Annotated in this window: 22 protein-coding genes; 10 read left to right on the forward strand and 12 right to left on the reverse strand. The window is 59.8% G+C overall.

Features of this window, described 5'->3' with window-relative positions; translation table 11 throughout:
• Nucleotides 1-87 precede the first annotated feature (87 nt).
• From C1Y43_RS05975 to C1Y43_RS06010, 8 genes are all read right to left on the reverse strand, one after another.
• Nucleotides 88-999 carry an ABC transporter substrate-binding protein gene (locus C1Y43_RS05975; protein WP_104187424.1) on the reverse strand — a complete coding sequence of 304 codons (912 nt, stop codon included), beginning with the start codon at nucleotides 997-999 and terminating at the stop codon, nucleotides 88-90.
• A complete protein-coding gene (locus C1Y43_RS05980; protein WP_021509061.1) occupies nucleotides 999-1793 on the reverse strand; it encodes an amino acid ABC transporter ATP-binding protein in 795 nt (264 codons plus the stop codon). The genes C1Y43_RS05975 and C1Y43_RS05980 overlap by 1 nt, the downstream gene beginning before the upstream one ends.
• Nucleotides 1777-2703 carry an amino acid ABC transporter permease gene (locus C1Y43_RS05985; protein WP_021509060.1) on the reverse strand — a complete coding sequence of 309 codons (927 nt, stop codon included), beginning with the start codon at nucleotides 2701-2703 and terminating at the stop codon, nucleotides 1777-1779. The genes C1Y43_RS05980 and C1Y43_RS05985 overlap by 17 nt, the downstream gene beginning before the upstream one ends.
• Before the next feature lie 11 nt (nucleotides 2704-2714).
• Nucleotides 2715-3227 carry a GNAT family N-acetyltransferase gene (locus tag C1Y43_RS05990; protein ID WP_021509059.1) on the reverse strand — a complete coding sequence of 171 codons (513 nt, stop codon included), beginning with the start codon at nucleotides 3225-3227 and terminating at the stop codon, nucleotides 2715-2717.
• A 9-nt stretch (nucleotides 3228-3236) separates the two neighbouring features.
• Complete coding sequence (locus C1Y43_RS05995; protein WP_021509058.1) at nucleotides 3237-4169, reverse strand: ABC transporter substrate-binding protein; 933 nt, start codon at nucleotides 4167-4169, stop codon at nucleotides 3237-3239.
• Nucleotides 4170-4186: 17 nt separating this feature from the next.
• On the reverse strand, nucleotides 4187-5500 hold the full coding sequence (locus C1Y43_RS06000; RefSeq protein WP_104187426.1) for an LLM class flavin-dependent oxidoreductase: 1314 nt from the start codon (nucleotides 5498-5500) through the stop codon (nucleotides 4187-4189).
• A 79-nt stretch (nucleotides 5501-5579) separates the two neighbouring features.
• The gene (locus C1Y43_RS06005; RefSeq protein ID WP_104187428.1) at nucleotides 5580-6716 is read right to left on the reverse strand and encodes an amidohydrolase; all 1137 of its coding nucleotides are present in this window, start codon (nucleotides 6714-6716) and stop codon (nucleotides 5580-5582) included.
• 12 nt (nucleotides 6717-6728) lie between these two features.
• Nucleotides 6729-7724, reverse strand: coding sequence for an MsnO8 family LLM class oxidoreductase (locus C1Y43_RS06010; RefSeq protein WP_058770234.1), 996 nt, complete (start codon nucleotides 7722-7724; stop codon nucleotides 6729-6731).
• Between the two features lie 417 nt (nucleotides 7725-8141).
• On the opposite strand from C1Y43_RS06010, the gene C1Y43_RS06015 reads away from it, so the two are divergent.
• From C1Y43_RS06015 to C1Y43_RS06050, 8 genes are read left to right on the forward strand one after another with little or no spacing between them, the layout of a single operon-like run.
• Complete coding sequence (locus C1Y43_RS06015) at nucleotides 8142-9764, forward strand: TIGR04028 family ABC transporter substrate-binding protein (protein ID WP_104093335.1); 1623 nt, start codon at nucleotides 8142-8144, stop codon at nucleotides 9762-9764.
• A 10-nt stretch (nucleotides 9765-9774) separates the two neighbouring features.
• Complete coding sequence (locus C1Y43_RS06020) at nucleotides 9775-10719, forward strand: ABC transporter permease (protein WP_199189147.1); 945 nt, start codon at nucleotides 9775-9777, stop codon at nucleotides 10717-10719.
• Nucleotides 10716-11573, forward strand: a complete 858-nt coding sequence (locus C1Y43_RS06025) for an ABC transporter permease (protein WP_021509051.1) — start codon at nucleotides 10716-10718, stop codon at nucleotides 11571-11573. Before C1Y43_RS06020 ends, C1Y43_RS06025 begins: the two co-directional genes overlap by 4 nt.
• Nucleotides 11570-13180 carry an ABC transporter ATP-binding protein gene (locus C1Y43_RS06030; protein WP_104187430.1) on the forward strand — a complete coding sequence of 537 codons (1611 nt, stop codon included), beginning with the start codon at nucleotides 11570-11572 and terminating at the stop codon, nucleotides 13178-13180. The genes C1Y43_RS06025 and C1Y43_RS06030 overlap by 4 nt, the downstream gene beginning before the upstream one ends.
• Complete coding sequence (locus C1Y43_RS06035) at nucleotides 13177-14181, forward strand: putative FMN-dependent luciferase-like monooxygenase (protein ID WP_104187432.1); 1005 nt, start codon at nucleotides 13177-13179, stop codon at nucleotides 14179-14181. Before C1Y43_RS06030 ends, C1Y43_RS06035 begins: the two co-directional genes overlap by 4 nt.
• A gap of 12 nt (nucleotides 14182-14193) precedes the next feature.
• Nucleotides 14194-15297, forward strand: a complete 1104-nt coding sequence (locus C1Y43_RS06040; RefSeq protein WP_104187434.1) for an alkylhydroperoxidase domain protein — start codon at nucleotides 14194-14196, stop codon at nucleotides 15295-15297.
• A gap of 2 nt (nucleotides 15298-15299) precedes the next feature.
• A complete protein-coding gene (locus tag C1Y43_RS06045) occupies nucleotides 15300-15677 on the forward strand; it encodes a peptidase dimerization domain-containing protein (protein ID WP_031280000.1) in 378 nt (125 codons plus the stop codon).
• Nucleotides 15678-15700: 23 nt separating this feature from the next.
• Nucleotides 15701-16549: a VOC family protein gene (locus C1Y43_RS06050; RefSeq protein ID WP_104187435.1), complete on the forward strand. Its 849-nt coding sequence runs from the start codon at nucleotides 15701-15703 to the stop codon at nucleotides 16547-16549.
• 1 nt (nucleotide 16550) lies between these two features.
• Here the strand turns inward: C1Y43_RS06050 and fetB are convergent, their stop codons facing one another.
• Together fetB and fetA are read right to left on the reverse strand one after the other, a co-directional pair.
• On the reverse strand, nucleotides 16551-17312 hold the full coding sequence (gene fetB, locus C1Y43_RS06055) for an iron export ABC transporter permease subunit FetB (RefSeq protein ID WP_104187437.1): 762 nt from the start codon (nucleotides 17310-17312) through the stop codon (nucleotides 16551-16553).
• Nucleotides 17299-17967, reverse strand: a complete 669-nt coding sequence (fetA, locus tag C1Y43_RS06060) for an iron ABC transporter ATP-binding protein FetA (protein WP_104187438.1) — start codon at nucleotides 17965-17967, stop codon at nucleotides 17299-17301. The genes fetB and fetA overlap by 14 nt, the downstream gene beginning before the upstream one ends.
• A 124-nt stretch (nucleotides 17968-18091) precedes the next feature.
• Between fetA and C1Y43_RS06065 the strand changes: the two genes are divergently transcribed.
• On the forward strand, nucleotides 18092-19030 hold the full coding sequence (locus tag C1Y43_RS06065; RefSeq protein WP_104187440.1) for a nickel/cobalt transporter: 939 nt from the start codon (nucleotides 18092-18094) through the stop codon (nucleotides 19028-19030).
• 101 nt (nucleotides 19031-19131) lie between these two features.
• Here C1Y43_RS06065 and fhuE read toward each other — a convergent pair whose 3' ends face one another.
• Nucleotides 19132-21330, reverse strand: coding sequence for a ferric-rhodotorulic acid/ferric-coprogen receptor FhuE (fhuE, locus tag C1Y43_RS06070; protein WP_104187442.1), 2199 nt, complete (start codon nucleotides 21328-21330; stop codon nucleotides 19132-19134).
• Between the two features lie 713 nt (nucleotides 21331-22043).
• On the opposite strand from fhuE, the gene C1Y43_RS06075 reads away from it, so the two are divergent.
• A complete protein-coding gene (locus tag C1Y43_RS06075; protein ID WP_021509031.1) occupies nucleotides 22044-22445 on the forward strand; it encodes an H-NS family nucleoid-associated regulatory protein in 402 nt (133 codons plus the stop codon).
• 143 nt (nucleotides 22446-22588) lie between these two features.
• Here C1Y43_RS06075 and C1Y43_RS06080 read toward each other — a convergent pair whose 3' ends face one another.
• A complete protein-coding gene (locus tag C1Y43_RS06080) occupies nucleotides 22589-23788 on the reverse strand; it encodes an aminotransferase class I/II-fold pyridoxal phosphate-dependent enzyme (RefSeq protein WP_104187443.1) in 1200 nt (399 codons plus the stop codon).
• Nucleotides 23789-23797: the final 9 nt, after the last annotated feature.

Raw genomic sequence — 23797 nt, forward strand, 5'->3', positions numbered from 1 at the left:
GACATAGCGCAATGAATTGCGCCGTTACCGCTATTGCCTGTGTTGTTGAACGGGTGAAAACTCATCTCGCCGCTCTGCCACCCCGCCCTAATTCTCCTGATAAACGATGCCCGGCGGATTAACCTGCGAAATCTCTACCGCTTCGCCCTCTTCACCCCATCTTGCCAGCACCTGGTGATACTGGCCGCCAGCGATAGCGCCGTTGATCGCCTGCTGCAGCGCGACGTCCAGGCCATTGCCCTTCTTCGTGGTGACCGCTACCCAGGCGCGAAACGGCCCGTGTCCGACAATTTTGGTTTGCCCGCGCGAAGCCACTTTCCACGCCGCCATGGCCTGCGGGCCAAATGACGCATCGGCCCGGCCAGAGAGCAGCGCCAGCGTGGCGGAAGCATCATCGTTGAGATAAATCGGCTGCACCGGAGCCAGGCCCTGCGCCCGATTCTTCGCATCCCAGCTCAGTAATATTCGCTCCTGATTGGTACCGGAGCCCACAATAATCCGTTTGCCGGCCACGTCTTCCCGGCGACGAATCGCGCTGATTTTACTGTCCGCTTTCACCGCAAAGGCATGGTTATCCGCGCGATAGGTGGCGAAATCAAACTTCTGCTTGCGCTCCTCGGTCACCGCGATATTAAACATCGCCACATCATAGCGCCCTGCCGTGATGCCCAGCGGCCAGTCCTCCCACGCCGCCGGCACCAGCCTGAGTTTCAGACCGAGGCTGTCGGCCAGCAGGCGCGCAATGTCCGGGTCGCTGCCGATCAGCGTTTTATTATCGGACGCCCAAAGACCAATCGGCGGTGAATTACTGGCTGAAGTGGCGACGGTTAAATAGCCGGGGTGAACAAAATGAAATCCGGCGGGGATCTTCGCGATCGCCTGCGGATTGGCCGCCATGGTGATCGGCGTTTCGTTATGACTGGCGTCCAGCTGTTGCGCGCCTGTCGCGGATGCCGCCAGCACCGCACCCGCCAGCGCGACTATAATCACCGGCTTCATTACAGCACCCTGGCGAGGAAACGTTTGGTGCGCTCATGACGCGGCTGATTCAGCACCTGCTGGCTGCTGCCCTGCTCAACCACGCGCCCGTCAACCATAAACACCACATTATCCGCCACTTCACGCGCAAAGCCGATCTCGTGCGTGACAATCACCAGCGTGGTGCCGGATCGCGCCAGTTTTTTAATCACATCCAGCACTTCGCCCACCAGTTCCGGGTCGAGCGCCGAAGTCGGCTCATCAAACAGCATCACGCGCGGGTTGAGCATCAGCGCACGCGCAATCGCAATGCGCTGCTGCTGACCGCCAGAGAGATGCCGCGGCCAGGCATCGGCTTTGTGCCGCAGGCCGACCACATCCAGCAGCTCACCGGCGCGATCGATCGCTGCCCGGCGCGACAGCTGACGATGGGCAATCGGCGCTTCAATCAGATTTTCCAGCACCGTCAGGTGCGGAAACAGATTGAAGTTCTGGAACACATAGCCGACGTTGATGCGCTGCCGCAAAATCGCCTTCTCTTTCAGCTCATAGAGTTTATCGCCGCGCCGCTGATAGCCGATGTAATCGCCATCGATCTGAATAAAGCCTTCATCCACGCGCTCCAGATGATTGATGGTGCGCAGCAGCGTCGATTTGCCAGAACCGGACGGCCCGAGGATCACCGTTACCGAACCGGGAGCCAGCTCAAGCGACACCTCATCCAGCGCTTTATGCCGGCCAAACGTCTTGCTGACGCCGGTAATACTGATGGCGCCGGTGGTATGCAGATAGCGGTAATCAATGGCTTCGGACATGAGACAGCTCCTCGTTGACGGCAGGGTTCACGCTGCGGTTGCGCCACTGGCGCCAGCGCGAAGGTTGCGGTTCACGCGTGACGCTGCGTGCCAGCCAGCGCTCGACGCTGTGCTGCAGCAGCGACAGCACGGTGGTGATGATCAGATACCAGGCGGCTCCGACCATCAGCAGCGGGATCACCTGCTGGGTGCGGTTGTAGATCATCTGGATGGTGTAGAACAGCTCGGGCATCGCCAGCACATACACCATTGAGGTGCCCTTGGCGAGGCTGATGATCTCATTAAAGGTGGTGGGAATAATCGCGCGCAGTGCCTGCGGCAGAATGATGCGAAACGTGCGACGCGACGACGATAATCCCAGCGCCGAAGCGGCTTCAAACTGACCGTGATCGACACCGAGAAACCCGCCGCGAATAATCTCCGCGCTATACGCGCTCTGCACCAGCGTCAGGCCAATCACCGCCGCCGGGAACTGTCCGAGCACGTTGATGGTCTGGAAGTGCCCCCACGACAGAGCGGTGAACGGAATACCGAACGACAGCGTGTCGTACAGGTACGAGAAGTTATACAGAATGATCAGCACCACAATCAGCGGCAGCGAGCGAAACAGCCAGATATAGCCAAACGCCAGCGTGCTCAGCAGCCACGATGACGAGAGCCGCGCCAGGGCCAGCAGGCCGCCGAATATCAGGCTCAGCAGCGTACCGCACAGCGTCAGCAGCAGCGTTTGTCCCAGGCCATTTAGGATGACAGGATCAAAAAACCAGCGGGCAAACACGCTCCACTCCCAGCGCGGATTAAAGGCCACGGAATCGATCACCGCCGCAAGGATAAATAGCGCGATGATGGCACCGACGGTACGCGCCGGATAGCGTGCCGGCACCACGGTCAAAGGTTGTTGCTTACTCATGGTGGCTCTCCTTAGCTGGCCTGCGCCACGTTGTGCACATCAATCACTTTGAGAAAACGCAGCCGGCCATCGTGCGGCGGCTGGCCGTAAATCTCCATATCTTCGCGCAGCTCAAACTGCGGCTGATAGCCGTGGCCGATATACAGCTGTACCGCTTCCGGCTGACGGAAACCGGTGGTGAGAAACACGCGCTGATAGCCTGCGCGCAGCGCCCGGCGCTCCAGCTCCTGCAGGATCAGCAGTGCCAGTCCCTGACGGCGCAGGTCACGCCGCGTCCAGATGCGCTTCAGTTCGGCGGTGGTAGCATCCCACGGTTTGTAGGCGCCCATGGCGATGATCTCACCGTCGCGCTCCAGCACGATGAACAGCCCGCGCGGCGGCAGATACCACTCGGTCAGCTCAACTTCATTGTGTTTCCTGAAGAAATCGCCGTAGCGTGCTGCATATTCACCAAACAGACCGTCAAGAATCGGCTGCAGCTCCGGCGCTTCCGGTGACACTTCGCGGAAAAATTGCTGGCTCATGCCGCCTCCTTAATCGCCCAGTCCGGGCGGATTGATCTCGGAACGATCCAGACGCTCCACGCCTTCACCCCAGCGGTTCAGCACCTTGTCGTAGTCACCGTTTTTGATCACGCCGTTGAGTGCGGTGTTAATTGGCTGCACCAGCCCGTTGTCTTTCTTCACCGTCACCGCGATGTGCGCCGCCTTAGGCCAGCCGCCGTCCACGCTGCCCACCAGCCGGGTCTTTTTGGTCAGCGCCGCTTTCCATGCGCCAATCACGTTAGGGCCGAAGTAAGCGTCGGCGCGCCCGGCCTGTAGCGCCAGCGTCTGCGCAGCGTCATCTTTGGTATAAACCGGTGTGAAAGGCTTCAATCCCTTAGCCTGATTCTCTTTATCCCAGGCCAGCAGGATGGCCTCCTGATTGGTGCCGGAGCCGACGATGATGCGCAGGCCGGCAATATCTTCTGCCTTGCTCAGCGAGGTAATCGGGCTGCTGGTTTTCACATAGAAGCCCAGCGAATCTTTGCGGTAGGTGGCAAAATCAAAACGCTGTTTACGATCTTTGGTCACCGTCACGTTGGTGATCGCCGCGTCATATTTGCCCGATGCCACACCCAGCGGCCAGTCTTCCCACGAGGTGGGCACGATGTTGAGCTTCAGCCCGAGGCTGTCGGCCACCAGACGCGCGATATCCACCTCACTGCCCAGCAGCGTTTTATTGTCGTCGCTGAATACCGTGAGCGGCGGCGAGTTGAGTGCCGCCACCGCCACGGTGAACGATCCCGGCACAGCAAATTTGTGGCCCGCCGGAATTTGCGCCACGGCGGCAGGATTCTCTGGCGTGTTGATGGGCGTTTTATTGGCGGCAAGGCTCACCTGCTGACCATTGACGGCCACGTCCTCGGCCAGTGCAGCACTGCTCAGGCTCAGTAACAGCAGCGCAATCAGGGATTTTTTCTGCATAGCGTGTTTTCTCATCGTTATTGTGGTGTGAACTGGTTGAGCGGCTGTTTCAGACCAAAGCTGGCGCGCAGCGTGCTGCCCGGGTATTCACGACGCGTCAGGCCGCGCGCCTGGAGAACCGGAATAACCTGATCAACAAAACGCTCGAAGGTGTCCGGCGTGCCGCCCTGGATAATGAAACCGTCAGTGGCTTCGGTTTCGAACCACAGCTGCAGACCATCCGCTACCTGCTGTGGCGTGCCGTGAAACAGCGGACGCGGCGTCGTGGCTTCCAGCGCCGCCTGGCGCAGCGTATGGCCGTGTTCACGCGCTTTGCGTTTGATTTCGTCGGTGGTGCTACGGAAACTGTTCTGGCCAATATCGCCAATGTCCGGGAAAGGCTGGTCGAGCGGATACTGCGAGAAGTCGTGATGGTCAAAGAAGCGACCAAGGTAGTTGAGTGCATCCTCAATCGAGACCAGCGCCGCGGTGGTCTGGTACTGGCGCTCGACGTCTGCGTCATCCTCCCCCACGATCACACTGACGCCCTGGAAAATGTGCAGATCGCCCGGTTCACGCCCGTTCGCCACCAGCTGCTGCTTCACATCCCGGTAGAACGCCTGCGCCTCTTCGCGCGTTGGCTGATGGGTGAAGATGGCATCGGCATGACGCGCCGCCAGCTTGCGGCCATCTTCCGAGGCGCCCGCCTGAAAGATAATCGGCCGGCCCTGCGGCGTGCGCTCAATGTTCAGCGGCCCCTGTACCTGGAAAAAATCACCGTGATGATTCAGCGTGTGCAGTTTGTCAGGCGCATAGAACTGACCGCTGGCTTTATTGCGCACAAACGCGCCCTCTTCCCAGGAATCCCACAACCCTTTAACCACCTGCAGGTACTCGTCGGCGATGCGGTAGCGCAGCGCATGCTCGGGATGCTGCTGACGCGAAAAGTTTTTTGCCGAGCCCTCCAGCGGCGATGTCACCACATTCCAGCCCGCGCGCCCGCCGCTGAGATGGTCGAGACTGGCGAACTGGCGGGCGACGGTGAACGGCTCACTGTAGGAAGTGGACACCGTACCGACCAGACCGAGATGCTCGGTGACGCCGGCCAGCGCCGACAGCAGCGTCAGCGGTTCGAAACGGTTAAGAAAGTGCGGGATCGATTTCTCATTGATGAACAGGCCATCGGCGACAAACAGGAAATCCAGTTTGCCAGCCTCGGCTTTACGGGCGATACGGCGGGCGTAATCAAAACTGATGCTGGCATCCGCCTGCGCCGCCGGATGACGCCAGGCGGACATGTTGCCGGATGCGCCGTGCAGAATGGTGCCGAGGCGCAGTTGTCTTGCAGTCATAATCGTCTCTCTTTGCTCATGGCGCAGCCTGCCGGCGATAGCCTTATCGCCGTACAGCGCTGCCAGAAATGGAAGGAAATCAGTTAAGGATGACGTCGCGACATCGCGCGTTTAGCTGCTGCAATGCCTGTTGCGCCAGCTGACTAAAGTAGTGTGCCGCCGGGGCGATCAGCGCTTCATCGGGGTTGAAGCCACCGTGATGCAGGCCAAATTCACTGGCGCTGCCAATGCTGACAAACGCGCCCGGGAGCTGCTGCAGGTAATAAGCGAAATCTTCGCCGCCAAGGTGCAGCTCAGCCTGTTGCACCTGATAACCCACCTGCTGCGCCACCTGACTGGCAAACTGTGCCCAGTGGGCGTCGTTCTCCAGCACCGGCGGCCCCGGATGCCAGCTAAAGGTGGCCATGGCACCGCTGGCGGCGGCGATATTGACCACCACCTCGCGTGCACGCTGCTCCAGCTGCGCGCGCACCTGTTTATCGTGCGTGCGCACCGTGCCGCCAAATTCCGCGTCAGCCGTTGGCTGACCGTCGTGCCTGTGCGCATCAATCCGCGTGACGCTCAGCACCAGACTGTCCAGCGTATTAAAGCTGCGGCTGGTGAGGGATTGCAGCGCCTGAATAATCTGGCTGGCGACCAGGGTGCTGTTCACGTCCGCGCGGGTGCTGTGCACACGCACCACAAATTTATCGGCGTTGGCATAAAACGCACCGCTGCGCGTGGCAAAGGTGCCCGTGGGCAAACCCGGTTCGTTGTGCATGCCAAAAATCGCCTGTACCTGATCCAGCACACCCGCGTCGATGAACTGGCGCGCGCCCTGGGCAATCTCTTCCGCCGGCTGGAACAGGATGCGCACCCGCCCCGGTAGCTGAGCTTCCCGTGCTTTCAGCTGCAGCGTGGCACCCAGTATCACCGCACTGTGCACATCGTGACCGCAGGCGTGCATGACGCCGGCTTGCCGTGAACGAAAAGGCAGCCCGGTGGCTTCATGGATCGGCAATGCATCGATATCGGCACGCAGGGCGATCAGGGGCGCGCCCTGACCCACTTCCGCCACCACGCCGGTGTGCAGCGGATAATCCAGCAGGCGCACGTCAGCCTGCTGCAGCCAGCGGCGCAGCCGCGCGCTGGTTTCCACTTCATGACCGGAGAGTTCCGGCCAGCTGTGCAGCTCGCGCCGCCAGTCAATCAGCTGCTGTTCGCTTACTATCGTCACAGGACCTCCCGGTCAGGCGCTAACCAGACGATGCGTCGCCAGCAGTTCGAGGGATTTCACCCGCGCCTGCTCCTCCGCCACCGGCGTATCAATAACAAACTCTTCAATGCCGTAGCGCTGGTGCAGCGCATCAAGCTGCGCGTGCACCTGTGCCGCGGTCCCTTTCAGCAGCGACGGCGTGCGTGGCTCAATCACGTAGTCACTGAAACCGCCCTGACGCACATAGCGCTCAGCCTGTTCAATGCTGCCGACATTAACGCTCTGTCCGCCCGTCACGCTGACGTGATAAATGCGCAGTGTGTCGACCAGCAGGTCAGCTTCTGCCGGCGAATCCGCCACCACCACCTGTACCGCCACCAGCGCACGCTGACCCTGACTGTGCTGGCGATAGCTGTTCAGCACCTGCGCCATCAATTGCGGATCGCCGTTGTGGTGTGCGGCGAACACTAGTTGCCAGCCGAGCTCTGCCGCCAGTCGGGCGCTCGCTTCGCTGGCTCCGAGCAGAAAGCGATTGGCCGGACGCGGCGGCTGCGGCGTGGCGCGCAGGATCTCCTCATCCCCCACCGGCGGCACACTGAGCCAGCTATCCAGCAGCGCCAGCTGTTCGGCAAAGCTGCCTTTCTCCTGCTGGTGCACCCCCAATTGCAGCGCGCGGGTGGAAAGCGGCAGTCCGCCGGGCGCTTTACCCACGCCCAGGTCGATACGTCCTGGTGCCAGCGCAGCCAGCAGGTTGAAGTTTTCCGCCACTTTATAAGGGCTGTAGTGCTGCAACATCACGCCGCCGGAACCCACGCGGATATGTCGGGTCTGGCCAATGATCCAGGCAATCAACAATTCCGGCGAAGGACTCGCCAGCTGGTCGCTGTTGTGGTGCTCCGCCAGCCAGAAGCGGTGATAACCCCAGGCTTCCGCGCGCTGAGCCAGCTGCAGTGTGCGATGCAGGGCCTGCGTGGCGCTCTCACCTGCTGCAATCGGTGATTTGTCGAGCAAACTCAGTCGGTATGACATGCGCCTGTTCCTTATTTCGATGAATAGGGTTGCGATGAATATGGCGCTTAGTGTGGCGGGGAGATTTATATTTCGTAAAACAACTAAATCGGCAAAGCGATTCAGGAAATGAGAAATAGTCATAATACTTGCTGGTGAAATCCTGATTTTTCATAAAGCGGATTTCGCTTTCTATCGGGGTAACATTACGCGAGGAAGTAATGATCTGCAGCAGCAATAACATCAGTGCAGGTTTTCAGGTTGAGAAAAAACAATTTTATCGGGCCAGGAAAACAACCCGGTAATTGCGGCATAAAATTAATTCTCCGCTTTTGTTATTTTCGCAAAAGCTTAGTGCAATTCATTGGTTCAACTCAAGGGTTGCACATTTGATGATGATTTCAGCCCACCGGGCACTTGATAACAAAGGAAATCATCATGAAGACGCATTTTCATTTGCGGGCGCTGAGCTTAGCCCTGCTGACAGGGATATTTAGCGCCCACGCGGCGGAGACGCCGGTCAAAGGCGGCACGCTGATTTATCTGGAACAGCAGGCACATACCAATCTTTATCCGCCGGCCGGGGGGTTTTATCCCAACGGCGGCATTCTTAATCAGATCACCGACAAACTGACGTGGCAAAATCCGAAAACGCTACAGGTGGAACCGTGGATTGCCGAAAGCTGGAGCAGCAACGCGGATAAAACGGAATATACCTTTAAAATTCGTCCTGGCGTCACCTTTTCCGATGGCACGCCGCTGGATGCGAATGCCGTAGCGAAAAACTTTGATACTTACGGACTCGGTAATAAAGCCCAGCGCCTGCCGGTGTCTGAAGTGATTAATAATTACGAACGCAGCGAAGTGATTGATCCCCAGACGGTGAAGTTTTATTTCAAACAGCCCTCACCTGGATTTTTACAGGGCACGGCCACCATTGGCTCCGGCCTGGTTTCGCTCAGCACGCTGCAACGTAGTTTCGACCAGCTCGGCGATGCGCGCCATATTATTGGCTCCGGGCCGTTTGTGGTCAGCGATGAAAAGCTCGGGCGGGAAGTGGATTTAACCGCGCGCAAAGATTACCAGTGGGGACCGAAAAACAGCACCCAGCAGGGACCGGCGAATCTGGCTGGCATCAAATTTATCGTCACACCGGAAGATAGCGTGCGCATCGGCGCGCTGCTGGCCGGTCAGGCCGATTTTATTCGCCAGGTGCAGGCGTATGACGAAAAACAGGCACAGCAGCAGGCGTTCCCGGTTTACGCTGCGCCGACGCGTGGCGTCAACGACAGCATCAGCTTCCGCCCGGATAACCCGCTGGTCAGCGATCTGCGCGTACGTCAGGCGCTGTTGCACGCGACCAACGCGCAGCAGGTGGTGCAAACCCTGTTTTCACCTAACTATCCGCAGGCCACCTCGGTACTCGCCGCCTCGGCCGCCGGGTATGTCAACCTCGCGGACAAACTGAAATATGATCCCGCCCGCGCCAGGCAACTGCTTGATGAGGCTGGCTGGCAGCCCGGCAGCGACGGCATCCGCGCCAAAGCGGGTCAAAAGCTGGCCCTGACCGTGTATGAATCGCTGCCGCAGCCGCAGAATAAAGAAGTGCTGCAGCTGGTGGCCCAGCAGTGGCGTCAGGTTGGCGTCCAGCTCACGGTGAAAGCCGGTGACGCCGGCAGCCGCACGCTGGACAACCTCGATCCGCTAAAAACCCCGCTCACGGTCTCGGAAGTGGGCCGCGCCGATCCGGACGTGGTGAAGAGCATGTTTTACCCCGCCAACCGCGATGCGCTGCTGCAAAAAGGCGGCTCCAGCGACAAAGTCCGGCATTTCCGTGACGACCAACTCAACAAGCTTTTGGTGGCGATCTCAGCCGAAGTCGATCCGGCGAAACGTCTGGCGCTCACCGGAGACGCCCAGCGTTATCTGCTGGATCAGGCTTATGTGATCCCGATCTTTGAAGAGCCGCAGGTGTTTGCCGGCGCGCCGTGGCTGAAGGGCGTGAGCTTTGAAGCCGTAGGCCGACCGTCGTTCTACGGCGCATGGCTGGAAAAACATTGAGAGGATGATGATGCGACACTCAATGCTGCATAGAGCGGGACAAAGCCTGCTGGTGTTATGGGCGGCGTTTACCCTGTCGTTTCTGCTGCTGCAGGTGCTGCCGGGCGATGCGGTGCTGATCAAGTTCCAGAATCCGGATCTGGGTCTCAGCCCGCAGCAAATTGCAGAGATGCGGCAGGCCTACGGTGCCGATAGCCCGATCTGGCAGCAGTATCTGCATACGCTGCTGGCGATGCTGCGCGGTGACTTTGGCTACTCGGTGCAGGCAGGTGTGCCGGTCAGCGATCTGCTGCGCAGCAATCTGCCCGCCACGCTGCAGCTGGCGCTGGCGGGATTTGCCGTTGCCTGCGTGGTCGCCTTCGCACTGGCGGCGCTGGCGCGACTGCCTGCGCTGCGCCTGCTGCGTACGCTATTGCAGTCGCTGCCGGCACTGTTTATTTCGCTGCCGACGTTCTGGCTTGGCATCGCGCTGATTCAGCTGTTCTCCTTTCAACTGCGCTGGATTCCGGTGATCAACCCATCGCCCCTGCAGGGACTGATTCTGCCGGTGCTGACCGTCGCCGTGCCCATCTCCGCCCCGCTGGCCCAGATTCTGCTGCGCAGCATCGATCAGGTTGCTACTCAGCCGTTTGTCGCCGTGGCCCGCGCCAAAGGTGCCAGCGCACAACACGTGCTGTGGCGCCATATCATGCGCAACGCGCTGCTGCCGGTGCTCAATGTGGCCGGTTTGCTGCTGGGGGAATTGATCGCGGGCGCGCTGATTACCGAAACCGTGTTCGGCTTAAGCGGCATCGGCCAGCTGACCCAGCAGGCGGTCAACAATCAGGATGTGGCGGTGTTACAGGCGGTAGTAATGATCTCCGCACTGGCGTTTGTACTGATCAACCTGCTGGTCGATCTGCTGATGCCGCTGTTCGACCCACGTCTGCAAACCGTAGCCGGAGGAAATTCATGAGTCTGGTCGATTACTCTACCGCGCGTCAGGGACAGCCGGCCTTGCGGCGCGATCGTGCCCGCCGCCTGCAGCCTGGCTTGTGGCTGGCATGGACGGTGCTGGCGCTGGCGTTTGTGGCGGCCGTGGCACCGCAGCTGTTTACCCACTATAGCCCGACCGAAGGCATTGCCGGCGCGCAGCGCTTAGCGCCGCACAGTGCGCACTGGCTCGGCACCGATCAACTCGGACGCGACCTGCTGGCGCGCATCGTCTATGGCGCCTCGCAGTCGCTCTCTGCGGCGGTCGCAGCGGTGGCGATGGGGCTCACTGGCGGAACCGCGCTGGGCGTCCTGGCCGGGGCCGTGGGCGGCCGCACTGAACAGGCACTGATGCGACTGGTTGATGTGCTGCTTTCAATCCCGGCGCTGCTGCTGTCATTAAGCCTGCTGATCCTGCTGGGTTTTGGCACCGTGCACGCTGCGCTGGCGGTGGGCATCGCCTCGATTGCCAGTTTTGCCCGGCTGGCGCGCGGCGAAGTGGTGCGGGTACGCCGCAGTGAATATGTGGAAGCGGCTTATGGCAGTGGCGGCCGTTTCTGGCAGGTACTGTGGCGCCACATTGTCCCCAACTCGCTGACCGCGGTGATTGCCTTCGCCGCACTGCAGTTTGGTCAGGCCATTCTGGCGCTCTCAACTCTCAGCTTTCTCGGCTATGGCACGCCACCACCGACCCCCGAATGGGGCTTGCTGATCGCCGAAGGCCGCAACTATCTGGCTACCGCGTGGTGGCTGACTACCTTTCCCGGCGTGGTGGTAGTCGCCGTGGTGCTGGCGGCGAATCGCGTCAGCCGTCAGCTGGCAGGAGGTGACGCATGACAGCGCTATTGAGCGTGGAAAACCTCAGCCTCAGCTATCGCCAGCGCGGTGTGTGGCGTGAAGTGGTGCATAACGTGAGCTTTACCCTGCAGCCGGGCGAAATGGTGGCGCTGGTCGGTGAATCCGGCTCAGGCAAAACCACCACGGCCCAGGCGATTATCGGTCTGCTGGCGGACAATGCCCGGCGCGATAGCGGTAAAATTTTGCTGAACGGCACCGATATCGCCGGCTGGTCATCCCGGCGCATGGACAGCGTGCGCGGCGTGCATATCAGCCTGGTGCCGCAGGATCCCGGTAATTCGCTTAATCCGGTGAAGACCATTGGCGATCAGGTTGGCGAGATCCTGCAGCTGCATCAAAAGCTTAGCCGGACCGCGCGCCAGCAGCGCGTGCTGGAGCTGCTGCAAAAAGTTGGGCTGAGCCATCCTGAGCAGCGCCTGCATCAATATCCGCATCAGCTCTCTGGCGGGATGAAGCAGCGCGTGCTGATTGCCATCGCCCTCGCCCTGCAACCACAGTTGATCATCGCCGATGAGCCAACCAGCGCGCTCGATGTTACGGTGCAAAAGCGCATTCTCGATCTGCTCGACCAGCTACGCCGTGAGTTCGACACCGCCGTGCTGTTTGTCACCCACGACCTGGCGCTGGCCGCGGAACGCGCTGACCGTCTGCTGGTGTTTCGTCACGGCGAGATCCAGGAACAGGGAAGCGCAGCGACGCTGGTCAGCGCGCCACAGCATCCTTATACCCGCCAGCTGTTACAGGACGCGGTGCCCGATGCTGCCGCTCTGCCTTATCCGTCCGCAGCCCGTTTTTCCACACCGGCGATTCAGCTCAACGCCATCGATAAACAGTTTGCGCTTGGCAGGCAGCAGACGCTGACGGTGGCGAAAGCGGTCAGCCTGACGGTGCCACGCGGCACGACGCACGCGCTGGTGGGTGAATCCGGTTCCGGCAAAACCACGCTGGCGCGCATTCTGCTTGGCTTTGAACGCGCCGATCGCGGCAAAGTGGTGATTGACGGCATTGATGCAAGCAGCCTGCGCGGCGAAGCGCTGCGCCAGCTGCGGCGCAAAATCCAGTTTGTTTACCAGAATCCGTTCGCCTCGCTCGATCCGCGCCAGACGCTGTTTAACATCATTGAAGAACCGCTGCGCAACTTCGGCTCGCTCAGCGCCGCCGCACGCCAGCAGCGGGTGCACGAAGTGGCGCAGCGGGTGGCACTGCCGCTGGATCTGCTGACGCGCAGGCCGCGCGAGCTGTCCGGCGGCCAGCGTCAGCGCGTCGCCATCGCACGGGCGTTGATCCCGCAACCGGCGATTCTGGTGCTGGATGAGGCAACGTCAGCGCTGGACGTCACGGTGCAGGCGCAGATTCTGCAATTGCTGCAACAGTTACAGCGCGAGCTGGGCCTCACCTATCTGTTTATCACCCACGATTTGGCCACCGTACGACGACTGGCACACAGCGTTACCGTGCTGCGCGCCGGCGAAGTGGTTGAACAAGGTGACACCGTCACACTGTTTAATGCGCCGCAGCATCCCTACACCCGCGCGTTAATTGACGCCATTCCGGTTTTCCGTCCGCTGATTAAGGAGTCTGCATGACGCGCAAACGCATCGGTTTTTTTACCCGCCTGCTCGACGACACCACGGCGCAACAGCGCTACCGGCTGGCGACGGAACAAATTCAGCACGCTGAACGCTGCGGATTTGACAGTGCCTGGATCGCGCAGCACCACTTTCATGAAAAGGAAGGCGGGCTGCCCTCACCGCTGGTGTTTCTTGCTCACGTGGCCGCGCACACCCGTCATATCCGCCTCGGCACCGGCATCATCACCCTGCCGCTGGAAAATGCCCTGCGCGTGGCCGAAGACGCGGCGGTGCTGGACCTGCTGAGCGACGGACGACTGGAGGTGGGGCTAGGCTCCGGCGGCACGCCAACCTCATTTTTGCCGTTTGGCCTGACCAGCGAACAGCGCGCCGGCGTGTTTGCCGACCAGTTGCATACGCTGCTCAGCGCGTGGCGCGGCGACACGCTGGCCCATCCGGACAATCATCTCTATCCGCCGGCTCCCACGCTGGCGCAGCGCGTGTGGATCGCCACCTTTTCCGTTGCAGGCGCGACGCGTGCCGGCCAGGCCGGTCACGGGCTGATGTTATCGCGTACCCAGCCGCGGCCGGCGGGCCAGCCGGACCTGTCGCTGCAGCAGCTGCAAAACCCGATGATCGATGCTTATCTCGCGGCGCTGCCGTCGGGCGTGGCGCCCCGCATCCTGGCTTCACGCACCGCGTTTGTTGCCGACTCGAACGACTACGCGCGTCGCCTTGCCGCACCCGGCCTGCAGCGCCAGGCAGAGCAGTTTCGCAAGGCGGGCCACGACATCACCGGCAGCACGCTGGAGAGCCACGCGCGCCAGCTCGATGCGCATATCGGCGATGCCGGTGCGGTGCTGGCTTCGCTGCTGGCCGACAGCACGCTGACGCGCGCCACCGACATCACCTTCCAGGTGCACTCTATCGATCCGCCGCACGCCGATACGCTGCGTTCGGTGGCGTTAATTGCTGAACATATTGCCCCCACGCTGCGTGCGCTGGGTACCGCTTAACAGGAGAAAACCATGTCTCAGGCTACAGATTTACTGGCGGCGCTGGCCGATATCGACCCGGCGGCGCAACTGGCAGAGGCGCGCAACGTGCGTCAGGCCGCGACCCGACACGCCCAGGGCAGCTATGAGGTGCTGTTTGGCCAGGATGACGACGATTTCCCGCTGGCGCAGCGCTACGCGCTCGCCGGGCAGGTCGCCGGCTGGCACGGCGTCACGTCATTGCAGGCACACTATCAGCAGCAATCCAGCGAAAGCCCGGCAGATGCGCGCTTTGCCGCCGGTCGCGCCTTTGCTGAACTGCTGAGCCTGCATCCGGTCGACGCCACACCGCAACAACTGACCACGCTGCACCATGCCGGCTGGACGCCGCGCGGCATCGTCACGCTGGCGCAGCTGGTGGGATTTGTCAGTTTTCAGAGTCGCCTGCTGACCGGCCTGCGCCTGCTGAGCGGTGAAACATCGCGCGCGCAGCCGCATGCGGTGGCCGGCAAATGGCATAGCGCCCCGCTCACGGCCAGCGGTCAGACTGCGCTCACCGCGTTTACCCAGCAGGAGCTGGGCTGGGAGCCGTGGCTGGCAGCCAAACCGCTCAGCGAGTTTACGGTGGAAGAACAGGCGACGCTGGCAAAAAACGGTCATAGCGAGTCCGACTATTTCCGTCTGCTGGCGCGCAATCTGCCGTTGCTGGAACAACGCACGCTGACGGATAAAGGCATCTTTTATACGCCGGGCGGTTTACCTCGCGCCGAGCGCGAACTGGCGGCCACGGTGGTGAGTAAAGTCAACGGCTGCATTTACTGCGCATCCGTGCATGCCCGCAAAGCCAGTCAGCTGTCAAAAGATGAGACTGCGGTGCAGAAACTCCTGAACGTCGCGCCGGGTGCCGAGCTGGCACACGGCCAGTCCGCGCGCTGGGCGGCGATTATCGATTTTGTCGCCACCTTATCACTAACCCCGGTCGCCAGCAGCCAGACCCAACTGCAGGCGCTGCGCGAGCACGGACTGGATACGCTGCAGCTGCTGGACCTGATCCAGTCCGCCGCGTTTTTTGCCTGGGCCAACCGCCTGATGCTAACGCTGGGCGAACCTTTCTTACCTGAACAGCCGCAGGGATGACCATGACACACACGTTATCTGCCACACCGGCAGCGTTTACTGACCATTTTCATATCACCATTCACGGCAAAGGCGCTCACGCTGCACGTCCGCATGAGGGCATCGACAGTATCGTTACCGGCAGCCACATCGTCAGCGCGCTGGCGGCCGCCGGCCTGGATGTCACCCGCTTTCAGGGTGGCAACAGCTGGAACGTGCTGCCGCCAGAGGTCGTCGTGGAAGGCGTGCTGCACAGCGAGGATGCCAGTGCGCGCCAGCGATCATCGGCGCAGGCCGCGACGCTGGTCAGCCATATTGCCCGGGCGTTCGGCGCCGAAGCGCAGCTCGCCTGGCAACCGCAACGCGAAGCCGAACGCAGCGCGACACCGCGGTCATCGTAATGATGCGAACCAGGAGGCAGATAATGGCGATACCGGTACCCGTTCCACAGCTCGATCATGCAGTGATCAATGTTGCCGATCGGCTGGATGACGCCAGCGCGCTGTATCGCCGGCTCGGTTTCCAGCTCACGCCACGCGGCCATCATTCGCTGGGCTCCAGTAATCATCTGGCGGTATTTGGTGATAATTATCTGGAACTGCTGGGCTATGAAGCCGGGCGTGCGCACCGGCGTCAGGATATCTGGCAGGCACCGGCGGGCCTGAGCGGTCTGGCATGGAAAACCGGCGATGCCGATGCGGTGTGGCGCTATCTGGAAAGTCAGGATATTGATGGCGATCCCGCCGCCAGTTTTTACCGGCCGGTGCAGTTGCCGGATGGCAGCGCACAGCAGGCGCGTTTTCGCACCGTTCGCCTGCGCCCCGCACTGGTGCCAAACGGACGCAGTTTTTTCTGCCAGCATGAGACACCGCAGGCGGTCTGGCAGCCAGTGTGGCAGCAACATCCCAACGCGGTGACCGACATTATTGAGTTTGTGGTGGTGGCGCAGGATCCGGCAGCCGCCGCGCTGCCCTACAGTCGTTTATTTGGTGCCGATAAGCTCACCGCCTGCCAGCAGGGCGCGTTTGTGCTGAAAGCGGGCGTGGCCACCGTGCGCTTTGCCGCTGCGCACTATGTGACGCAGCGCTTTACCGGCCTGCCGCCCGATTATGACGGCAGTGCGCGTATGGCCGCGCTGACGCTGCGCAGCAGCGACTTACGCAGGGTGAAAGCCAGCCTGCTGCTGGGCGATGTGCCTTTTCGCGAAGAGTCGGATGCCATCGTGGTCAGCGCGGAACAGGCCAGCGGCGTGGCGCTAAGGTTTCAGGCGTGATCTACGGTTTGAGCTGCGCCCGCGCGGTGTAAAAGCGACGGTAGGACAGATACGCCGCGATGATGGTCGACAGGCTGGCGGTGGCAATCAGCATAAACGTCACCATGATCTGGTACTTGATGGCCTTTACCGGATCGATCCCGGCGAAAATCAACCCGGACATCATGCCTGGCAGACTTACCAGCCCCACCGTTTTCGCGCCGTCAACGGTGGGGATCATAGCGGCACGAATACTGTCACGCATCAGCCCGGCGGATGCGCGTTTGATCGGCGCGCCCAGGCTGAGCATCTCCATGATTTTTTGCTGGTTGTCGCTAAAGCGCTGATTGAGGTTGGTGAAACACAGTCCGACCGCCACCATGGCGTTACCGGCAATCATGCCGGAAATGGGGATCACCTGCATGGGAACAAAGGCAATGGCGCCGCTCAGCAACAGCACCGTTAGTGTCAGTGCCGTACCGCTGGTAATCGCCACCAGCGCGATGATAAAACCATGATCGATCTGCCGGCTGCGTTTGCGCGCATTCAGCGCTGCATTGATGCAGATAAACAGCACCATCAGTAGCGTCAGCCAGTCATTATTAACATCGAAAATTGACTTCAGCACATAACCGACGATCACCAGCTGGATAATGGCGCGCGTGACACTCCACAGAATGTCTTTGCTCATCCCCAGCTTCTCTTTCTGGCTAATCAGCAGCGCTACCAGCACCAGCATGAGTGAAAGCAGCAGCGAGCTGTCGCTGATATTATGCTGACTCATGCTGTTCTCCCGCTGCGGGTGGGGTCAGTCGCAGAATGCGCTCAGCGGCATCAATCTCCTGTACGTCATGGCTGATACGGATCACCGCCAGCCCTTTTTCCGCCACCAGCGTGGCAATCAGCTGGTTAACCCGTTGTTTATTGGGCTCGTCCAGTGCGCTGGTCACTTCGTCCAGCAACAAAATCTGTGGCAGAAACTGCAGATTGCGCAGCAAAGCCACCCGCTGCTTTTCACCGCCAGAGAGTCCGGCAACGTTTTTGTCCAGCAGGTCGGCGGATAAATGCAGACTGCGCAACGCCGCCACCAGCTGCTCGCGCGACGGTTGTTGCTGACGCAGCTGCCACGGCAGCGCCAGGTTATCGTAGACCGTGTCACCAAACAGTTGCGGTGTCTGGAAACAGTAGGAGACCTGCTGGCGATAGTGTTCGACTTTCAGCGTGTGAATATCCCGCTGCTGAAACAGGATCTGGCCGCTATCGGGCTCCAGCAGTGAGGCAATAATTTTCAGCAACGTGCTTTTGCCGCTGCCGGACGGGCCGGTGAGCAACAGCGTTTCACCTGCGCACAGCTGCAGTGATACCGGCGCCAGCAAGGTGCGCCCCTGCACGGCCAGCGTGACGTCTTGTACCGCCAGCAAAGGAGAATCAGCAGACATAAAAGGCATCCGTGAGAAATTGTCGGCAGATTATAGACAGCTGCACAAGGCAGGGGAATGCGTCACGATGCGGAGAGCGGCTGCCGTTTAACCGCCGTGGCTTTACAACGCGGCAGAAATCCGCATGCTGGTGACATTCAGGACCACTTTCTTCATTACTATGACCGCCACCAAAACCGGATTTCTCTGCGCGAGCGTGCTGCTGCTGAGCGCGCTGACGCTGCTGTCGTTGCACTGGAGCGCGTTTCAGGCATGGGCGCTGCAAAATCAGATTCAGCTGCACCGGCTGCTGGTTACCCATTTACTGCAAATCAATAGCGGCCAGTACAGTGCCGGACTGTGGCTGCTGGCCGTGACCTTCATTTACGGCATTCTGCACGCGGTGGGTCCCGGACACGGTAAATTTATCGTTACCACCTGGCTGACCACCCATCAGCCCCCGCGCGGCGTAGCGCTGAGCGTGCCGCTGCTGGGCAGCCTGGTGCAGGGCCTGAGCGCGATTGCCTTTGTCTTTATCCTCGCGGTTGGTTTTAACCTGACGACCGGCGATCTCAGCCTGAGCCGCTGGTATCTGGAGAAAGCCAGCGCTGTGTTCATTGCCGGGCTGGGCGTGATGATGCTGCTGCAAGCCTGGCGCAGGCCGCCAGCGGAGCATCATCATCATGATCATTGCGGCCACGCGCATGGCGTCGCGGCTGGGCACCGCAGCGACTGGAAAAGCTGGACGGGTATTATTATTGCCACCGGCGTGCGGCCCTGCAGCGGTGCGCTGACGGTGCTGCTGTTCGCCAGCGTCATCGGGATTACGCGCTGGGGTATGCTGGCGGTGATGAGTATGGCGCTCGGTACCGGCATGGCGCTGGTGGCGCTGGCACTGTTTGTGCAGCATTATCGTCAGCGCGCCGGGCAGCTGTGGCTGACAGAACGCTCGCCGCAGGCGGCATCGCTGCTAAGAGCGGTGCGGATCGCCGGTGGGATATTGCTGGTGATGTTTGCGCTGGTGTTGTTTTTTACCGTGGTGCCGGTGAGTGCCAACGGGGATTATATTGCGGCGGGATGTTGAGGTGCATGGGTTGGGGAGGGTGCGGTTTTCCCCTCACCCTAACCCTCTCCCGCACGCGGGAGAGGGAACGTCAGGTGCCGCTTTGGGCTCTGGCTTACTGATCAGAAACGGTATTTCGCGGACAGCATAAAATTACGCGGTTCGCCGTAGACGATGCCGGTGCTGTCGACGTTCTCGTCGTACTCTTTGTCGAACAGGTTATTCAGGTTGGCCTGCAGGCTGAGGTTTTTGGTCACGTCGTAGCGCGCGAACAGATCCACCAGCGCATAGCTGCCCTGACGGGTGCGCCAGGTGCCATTGCCATCCGGGCCACTGATATCCGCGTAAGTCCTCGCCTGCCAGTTCACACCGCCGCCCAGCGTCAGCTGGTCCAGCATCGGCAGGCGATAGCTGGTGAACAGGTTGAACGAGGTGCGCGGCAGCTGTGAATTATAGCGATCGCCGTTGGCGTCTTCCGCCACATACGAAGTCCCGCCAAAGGTCATCTGCCAGTTATCGGTCAGCGCCCCATTCACCTCAAACTCGACGCCACGACTTACCACGCCCTTCTTCGCCACGTAAATGGTGTTACCGGTCTGCGCATTGGTCTGACCGGTGCTCTGACCGACGTTATCAAGTTCGGTGCGGAAGATCGATACCGAGGTGGTCAGACGGCTGTTGAACCAGTCAGACTTCACGCCGGCTTCGTAGTTTTTGCCAATCACCGGCGAGAGATAAGCGCCTGACGCATCCTGATAATCCTGCGGCTGGAACACCGAAGTGTAGCTGGCGTAGGCAGACCAGTTATCGTAGAAGTCCCAAATCACCCCACCGTACGGCGTGATGTTGTTTTTCTCCATCTCTGCCGTCAGCGTCTGGCGGTTCCAGTTGGTGTAGCGCGCCCCGACAATCAGGTGCAGCGGATCGGCCAGATTGATGCGCGTCGCAAGATACGCTGACTTCTGCCGCACCAGTTGGGTATCGGCCGCGGGTTCACGCGGATTCCAGTCGGTTTCCGGGAAATCGCCGTTAAATTGGTTGAAGTTGCCCAGCTCGGCTGACGAAATGTTGGCCCAGGCGCTGTAATATTTGTTGTCCTGACGGCTGTAGTTCACCCCGACCATCAGCTCATGCTGGCGGCCCAGCAGTTCATAAGGACCGCTGGCGAAGGCATCGACCGCATCCACCTTACGTTTGCCGGTGTTGAAGCCGGTTCCGCCTACTACCGGATAGCCGGCATAACCAGAGACGCCTGCGCCAGTGGTTTTGTCGAAGTAACCGTCGAGATACAGCTGCTTGCTGTCGAGGAACATCTCGTTATGCGTGCCGTTAAGGGTGATGTTCCAGCCGTTATCGAAATTCTGCTGCAGGTTAACAAAGACCTTTTTATTTTCTTTGTTGTTGTAAGCCCATTCAGGTGCGGTGTTATAGCCGCGACGGGTGTGGATCTGCGTGCCGTCGGTGTACCAGCGTGGCGCGCCGCCCCACATCGGTGAATCCGTGTTCACCTGGCTGAATTCATAACCAACGGACAGTCTGGTGGCGTCCGTCACGTCAGCGTCGACCACACCGTAGATAAACTTCTTATCGGCGCCGTAGCGTTCAATGAAGCTGTTTTTGTCTTCATAGCCGGCAACCAGGCGACCGCGCACGTTGCCTTCCGGTGACAGCGGTGCAGAAAGATCGGCGACGTAACGCTGCTTATTCCAGCTGCCATAGCCAGCTTCAAGGCTACCGGTAAACTCTTTGCTGTCGGCATGTTTACGCACCATGTTGATGGCAGCAGAAGGATTGCCCGGTCCGGTCAGCAGGCCCGTTGCGCCACGCACCACTTCGACGCGTTCGTACAGCGCGGTATCGGTCTGCGCATCACCGAGGTTCCAGCGCTGGGCAAACGCGGTCGGAATGCCGTCGGTCATGTAATTATCAATCAGAAAACCGCGCGAATAGTAATTGATGCGGTCCATATCGGCGGCCACACCGTGGATGCCGGTGGTGTTGCTCAGTACGTCGTTCAGCGACTGCAGCTGTTGATCCTGCATGCGCTGTTTGCTGACGATGGTGACCGACTGGGGAATATCACGTGCGGTCAGCGCCATTTTGGTGCCGGCCCGCGTCACCGGTACGCTGTAATCCGCTGCGGCCTGCGCCTGCTGCGCTTCTGCGCTGGCGCTGGCATCAACGGTCAGGGTGGCCTCACTGTTTTGCGTATCGGCCGCCTGAGCGACACCCGAGGCAACCAGCACTGCCAGCAGTGACAGGCGCAGCGCGCGCTGCGGCGCAAGACCTGCGTCCCTGACGCGCATCTCTTTGCAAGACATAATATTCCTCAATCGGCTTATCGTTATTTTGTGGTGAGCATATGGTTAAGAAAGCAAATGAGAAATATACGCATTAAGATTAACATTGCAAGAAATTGTTACTGCCTTTCTGACGCCTTTACACTGCGAAAAAATCTTATGCTTCAGGGAGTAACGGCACTGATACTGCTTTACAGGAAACTATCACGCCTGAAATCATCCTTAATCTCAGTCAACCGGTGCGTGACCTATGGACTCCCCGCCTTAACGGTTATGCCTGCATCCTGATCTGGCATCTGAACACCACGCATTTACCAGCCTGGTACCCGGTCACCGCCATTGATTTATAATTACGCTGCCGCTGGGAAAGGTGTTTATAAAATTTCCTTTTCTGCGCTAAGGTTGACCAGTAACGCTTTTAATCCCTGCAGCAATCGCTGCGTTGTTAACATGACGCCATTTATTAAGCTGTAAATCGCCGTGACGTATATTGTGTGAGATGCTGCGATGTTAAATGAACGGCTTAACGTAGGTGGCTGGTAATATTAAATCCGCCGCTAACATGTTTATGCGTAATCAATGAATAGACAAAAATCTTTACGCCCAATCAAAAACTGTAAAGGTCGGGGCATATTTCCGGACAAATCTGTCGGCGGGTGAATATTTTCATTTGAATAAAATTGCCGTAGAATGCACGCTTTCAAATCAGTGATATCAGTAATAAGGGTTTATACATGAGCGATGCACTCAAGGCATTGAACAATCTTCGTACGCTGCGTGCTGAAGCACGTAATATTGAGGTTGCGGTATTAAACGAAATGCTGGAGAAGTTTGCCGTGGTGGTCGCCGAACGCCGCGAAGAGACGGCGGCAGAGAGTGCTGCACAGCGCGAAAAAGAAGAGAAGCTGGCGTTATATAAAGAGATGCTGCGCAAAGACGGCATTACAATTAATGAACTGGCGCAATTAAACCAGGGTGAAACGAAGAGCAAAGCAAAACGTGCACCGCGTCCGGCGAAGTATAAATTTACCGACGAACAGGGTAATGAGAAATTCTGGACCGGTCAGGGCCGTACCCCCTCGCCGATAAAGTCAGCGATTGACGCTGGCGGTTCGCTGGATGATTTTCTGATTTAATCCAGTCGCAGGAAATCGGGGCGGAACCGGCTAATTGCCGCATCACCGCCCCTGTATCGCGGCACCCGAAATGCTTTCATGCAATCCTTTCATAAAGTGTGCCGCGAGGTGATCAGGCCATTACGCCTTACCACACCCGCCCGTCAGATTAACGCTGCACAGGCGCGCGCAATGCGTTTACCCGCCTCCTCAACGCTATCGATATCCGTGGCGATCGACAAACGGAAATACGGCGACAGGCCGTAAGCACTGCCCGCCACGCCGGACACACCGCTCTCCAGCAGATAATTCAGCACATCCTGTTCGTCATCCAGTACGGCGCCGTCAGGCCGGGTTTTGCCCAGCAGGCCAGCACAGCGACAAAAGACAAAAAATGCGCCCTGAGGTTGCAGCACTTCAATGCCGGTCACCTGCTGCAACTGCTGCACAATGACATCGCGTCGCGCCTGATACGCGGCACGCTGCGGGGGCAGAAAATCGAGCCCACCGTTAAAGGCCGCAACCGCCGCCGCCTGGCTGATGGCGCTGGCACCAGAACTGTTCTGCGACTGCACCACCACCATGGCATCAATCAGCGTCTGCGGTCCGGCAGCAAAGCCAATGCGCCAGCCGGTCATGGCATAGGTTTTCGACACGCCTCCCACCAGCAAAACGCGTTCAGCCAGCTCCGGCGCCACCTGCAGCAGGCTAACGTGCTGACGATCGTCAAACAGGATATGTTCGTACAGCTCATCCAGCATAATCAGCACATTGGGATGATCGCGCAGCACCGTCGCCAGGGCCTGCAACTCCTGTGCGCTGTACACCATGCCAGAGGGATTGCCGGGATTGTTCAGCACCAGCCAGCGGGTTTTCTCAGTGATCGCCTGCGCCAGCTGCGCCGGCTGCAGCTTGTACTGCTGCTCAAGCGGACAAGGCAGCAGCACCGCCTCGCCACCGTTGAAACGCACACTGTCCGGGAAAGTTGGCCAGTATGGCGTGGGCACAATCACCTCGTCGCCGTCGTTTAGCGTCGCGGCAAATGCGTTGAAGATGATCTGTTTTGCGCCGTTGGCGATACAGATTTGCTCCAGCGCGTACTGCAGCTGGTTCTCGCGCGCCAGCTTGGCCTGCACCGCTTTACGCAGCGCGGTGGTGCCATTGGTCGGCGTATAACGGGTTTCACCGCCATCCATCGCGGCGCTGGCGGCGGCACGGATGTGCGCGGGCGTATCAAAATCCGGCTCACCGGTGGTGAGGTCAAGAATATCCACGCCCTGCTCTTTTAGCTGGCGCGTCAGCTGGCGTGCCGCCGCGTTAGCCGAGAGCGACACAGACTGTACGCGCTTCGATAGGGTGATCATGTTTCGCTC

It is taken from the genome of Pantoea sp. ICBG 828 (assembly GCF_002928355.1).
GTDB lineage: Bacteria > Pseudomonadota > Gammaproteobacteria > Enterobacterales > Enterobacteriaceae > Pantoea > Pantoea dispersa.

Excerpts from the sequence above, each read along its gene's own strand:
- C1Y43_RS05975 (WP_104187424.1), bottom strand. The coding sequence starts at position 999 with ATGAAGCCGGTGATTATAGTCGCGCTGGCGGGTGCGGTGCTGGCGGCA.
- C1Y43_RS06000 (WP_104187426.1), bottom strand. The coding sequence starts at position 5,500 with ATGACTGCAAGACAACTGCGCCTCGGCACCATTCTGCACGGCGCATCC.
- C1Y43_RS06010 (WP_058770234.1), bottom strand. The coding sequence starts at position 7,724 with ATGTCATACCGACTGAGTTTGCTCGACAAATCACCGATTGCAGCAGGT.
- C1Y43_RS06030 (WP_104187430.1), top strand. The coding sequence starts at position 11,570 with ATGACAGCGCTATTGAGCGTGGAAAACCTCAGCCTCAGCTATCGCCAG.
- fetB (WP_104187437.1), bottom strand. The coding sequence starts at position 17,312 with ATGAGTCAGCATAATATCAGCGACAGCTCGCTGCTGCTTTCACTCATG.
- C1Y43_RS06065 (WP_104187440.1), top strand. The coding sequence starts at position 18,092 with ATGCTGGTGACATTCAGGACCACTTTCTTCATTACTATGACCGCCACC.
- fhuE (WP_104187442.1), bottom strand. The coding sequence starts at position 21,330 with ATGTCTTGCAAAGAGATGCGCGTCAGGGACGCAGGTCTTGCGCCGCAG.
- C1Y43_RS06035 (WP_104187432.1), top strand. The coding sequence starts at position 13,177 with ATGACGCGCAAACGCATCGGTTTTTTTACCCGCCTGCTCGACGACACC.
- C1Y43_RS06015 (WP_104093335.1), top strand. The coding sequence starts at position 8,142 with ATGAAGACGCATTTTCATTTGCGGGCGCTGAGCTTAGCCCTGCTGACA.
- C1Y43_RS06025 (WP_021509051.1), top strand. The coding sequence starts at position 10,716 with ATGAGTCTGGTCGATTACTCTACCGCGCGTCAGGGACAGCCGGCCTTG.
- C1Y43_RS06075 (WP_021509031.1), top strand. The coding sequence starts at position 22,044 with ATGAGCGATGCACTCAAGGCATTGAACAATCTTCGTACGCTGCGTGCT.
- C1Y43_RS06020 (WP_199189147.1), top strand. The coding sequence starts at position 9,775 with ATGCGACACTCAATGCTGCATAGAGCGGGACAAAGCCTGCTGGTGTTA.
- C1Y43_RS05990 (WP_021509059.1), bottom strand. The coding sequence starts at position 3,227 with ATGAGCCAGCAATTTTTCCGCGAAGTGTCACCGGAAGCGCCGGAGCTG.
- C1Y43_RS05985 (WP_021509060.1), bottom strand. The coding sequence starts at position 2,703 with ATGAGTAAGCAACAACCTTTGACCGTGGTGCCGGCACGCTATCCGGCG.
- C1Y43_RS06040 (WP_104187434.1), top strand. The coding sequence starts at position 14,194 with ATGTCTCAGGCTACAGATTTACTGGCGGCGCTGGCCGATATCGACCCG.
- C1Y43_RS05980 (WP_021509061.1), bottom strand. The coding sequence starts at position 1,793 with ATGTCCGAAGCCATTGATTACCGCTATCTGCATACCACCGGCGCCATC.
- C1Y43_RS05995 (WP_021509058.1), bottom strand. The coding sequence starts at position 4,169 with ATGCAGAAAAAATCCCTGATTGCGCTGCTGTTACTGAGCCTGAGCAGT.
- C1Y43_RS06045 (WP_031280000.1), top strand. The coding sequence starts at position 15,300 with ATGACACACACGTTATCTGCCACACCGGCAGCGTTTACTGACCATTTT.
- fetA (WP_104187438.1), bottom strand. The coding sequence starts at position 17,967 with ATGTCTGCTGATTCTCCTTTGCTGGCGGTACAAGACGTCACGCTGGCC.
- C1Y43_RS06050 (WP_104187435.1), top strand. The coding sequence starts at position 15,701 with ATGGCGATACCGGTACCCGTTCCACAGCTCGATCATGCAGTGATCAAT.
- C1Y43_RS06080 (WP_104187443.1), bottom strand. The coding sequence starts at position 23,788 with ATGATCACCCTATCGAAGCGCGTACAGTCTGTGTCGCTCTCGGCTAAC.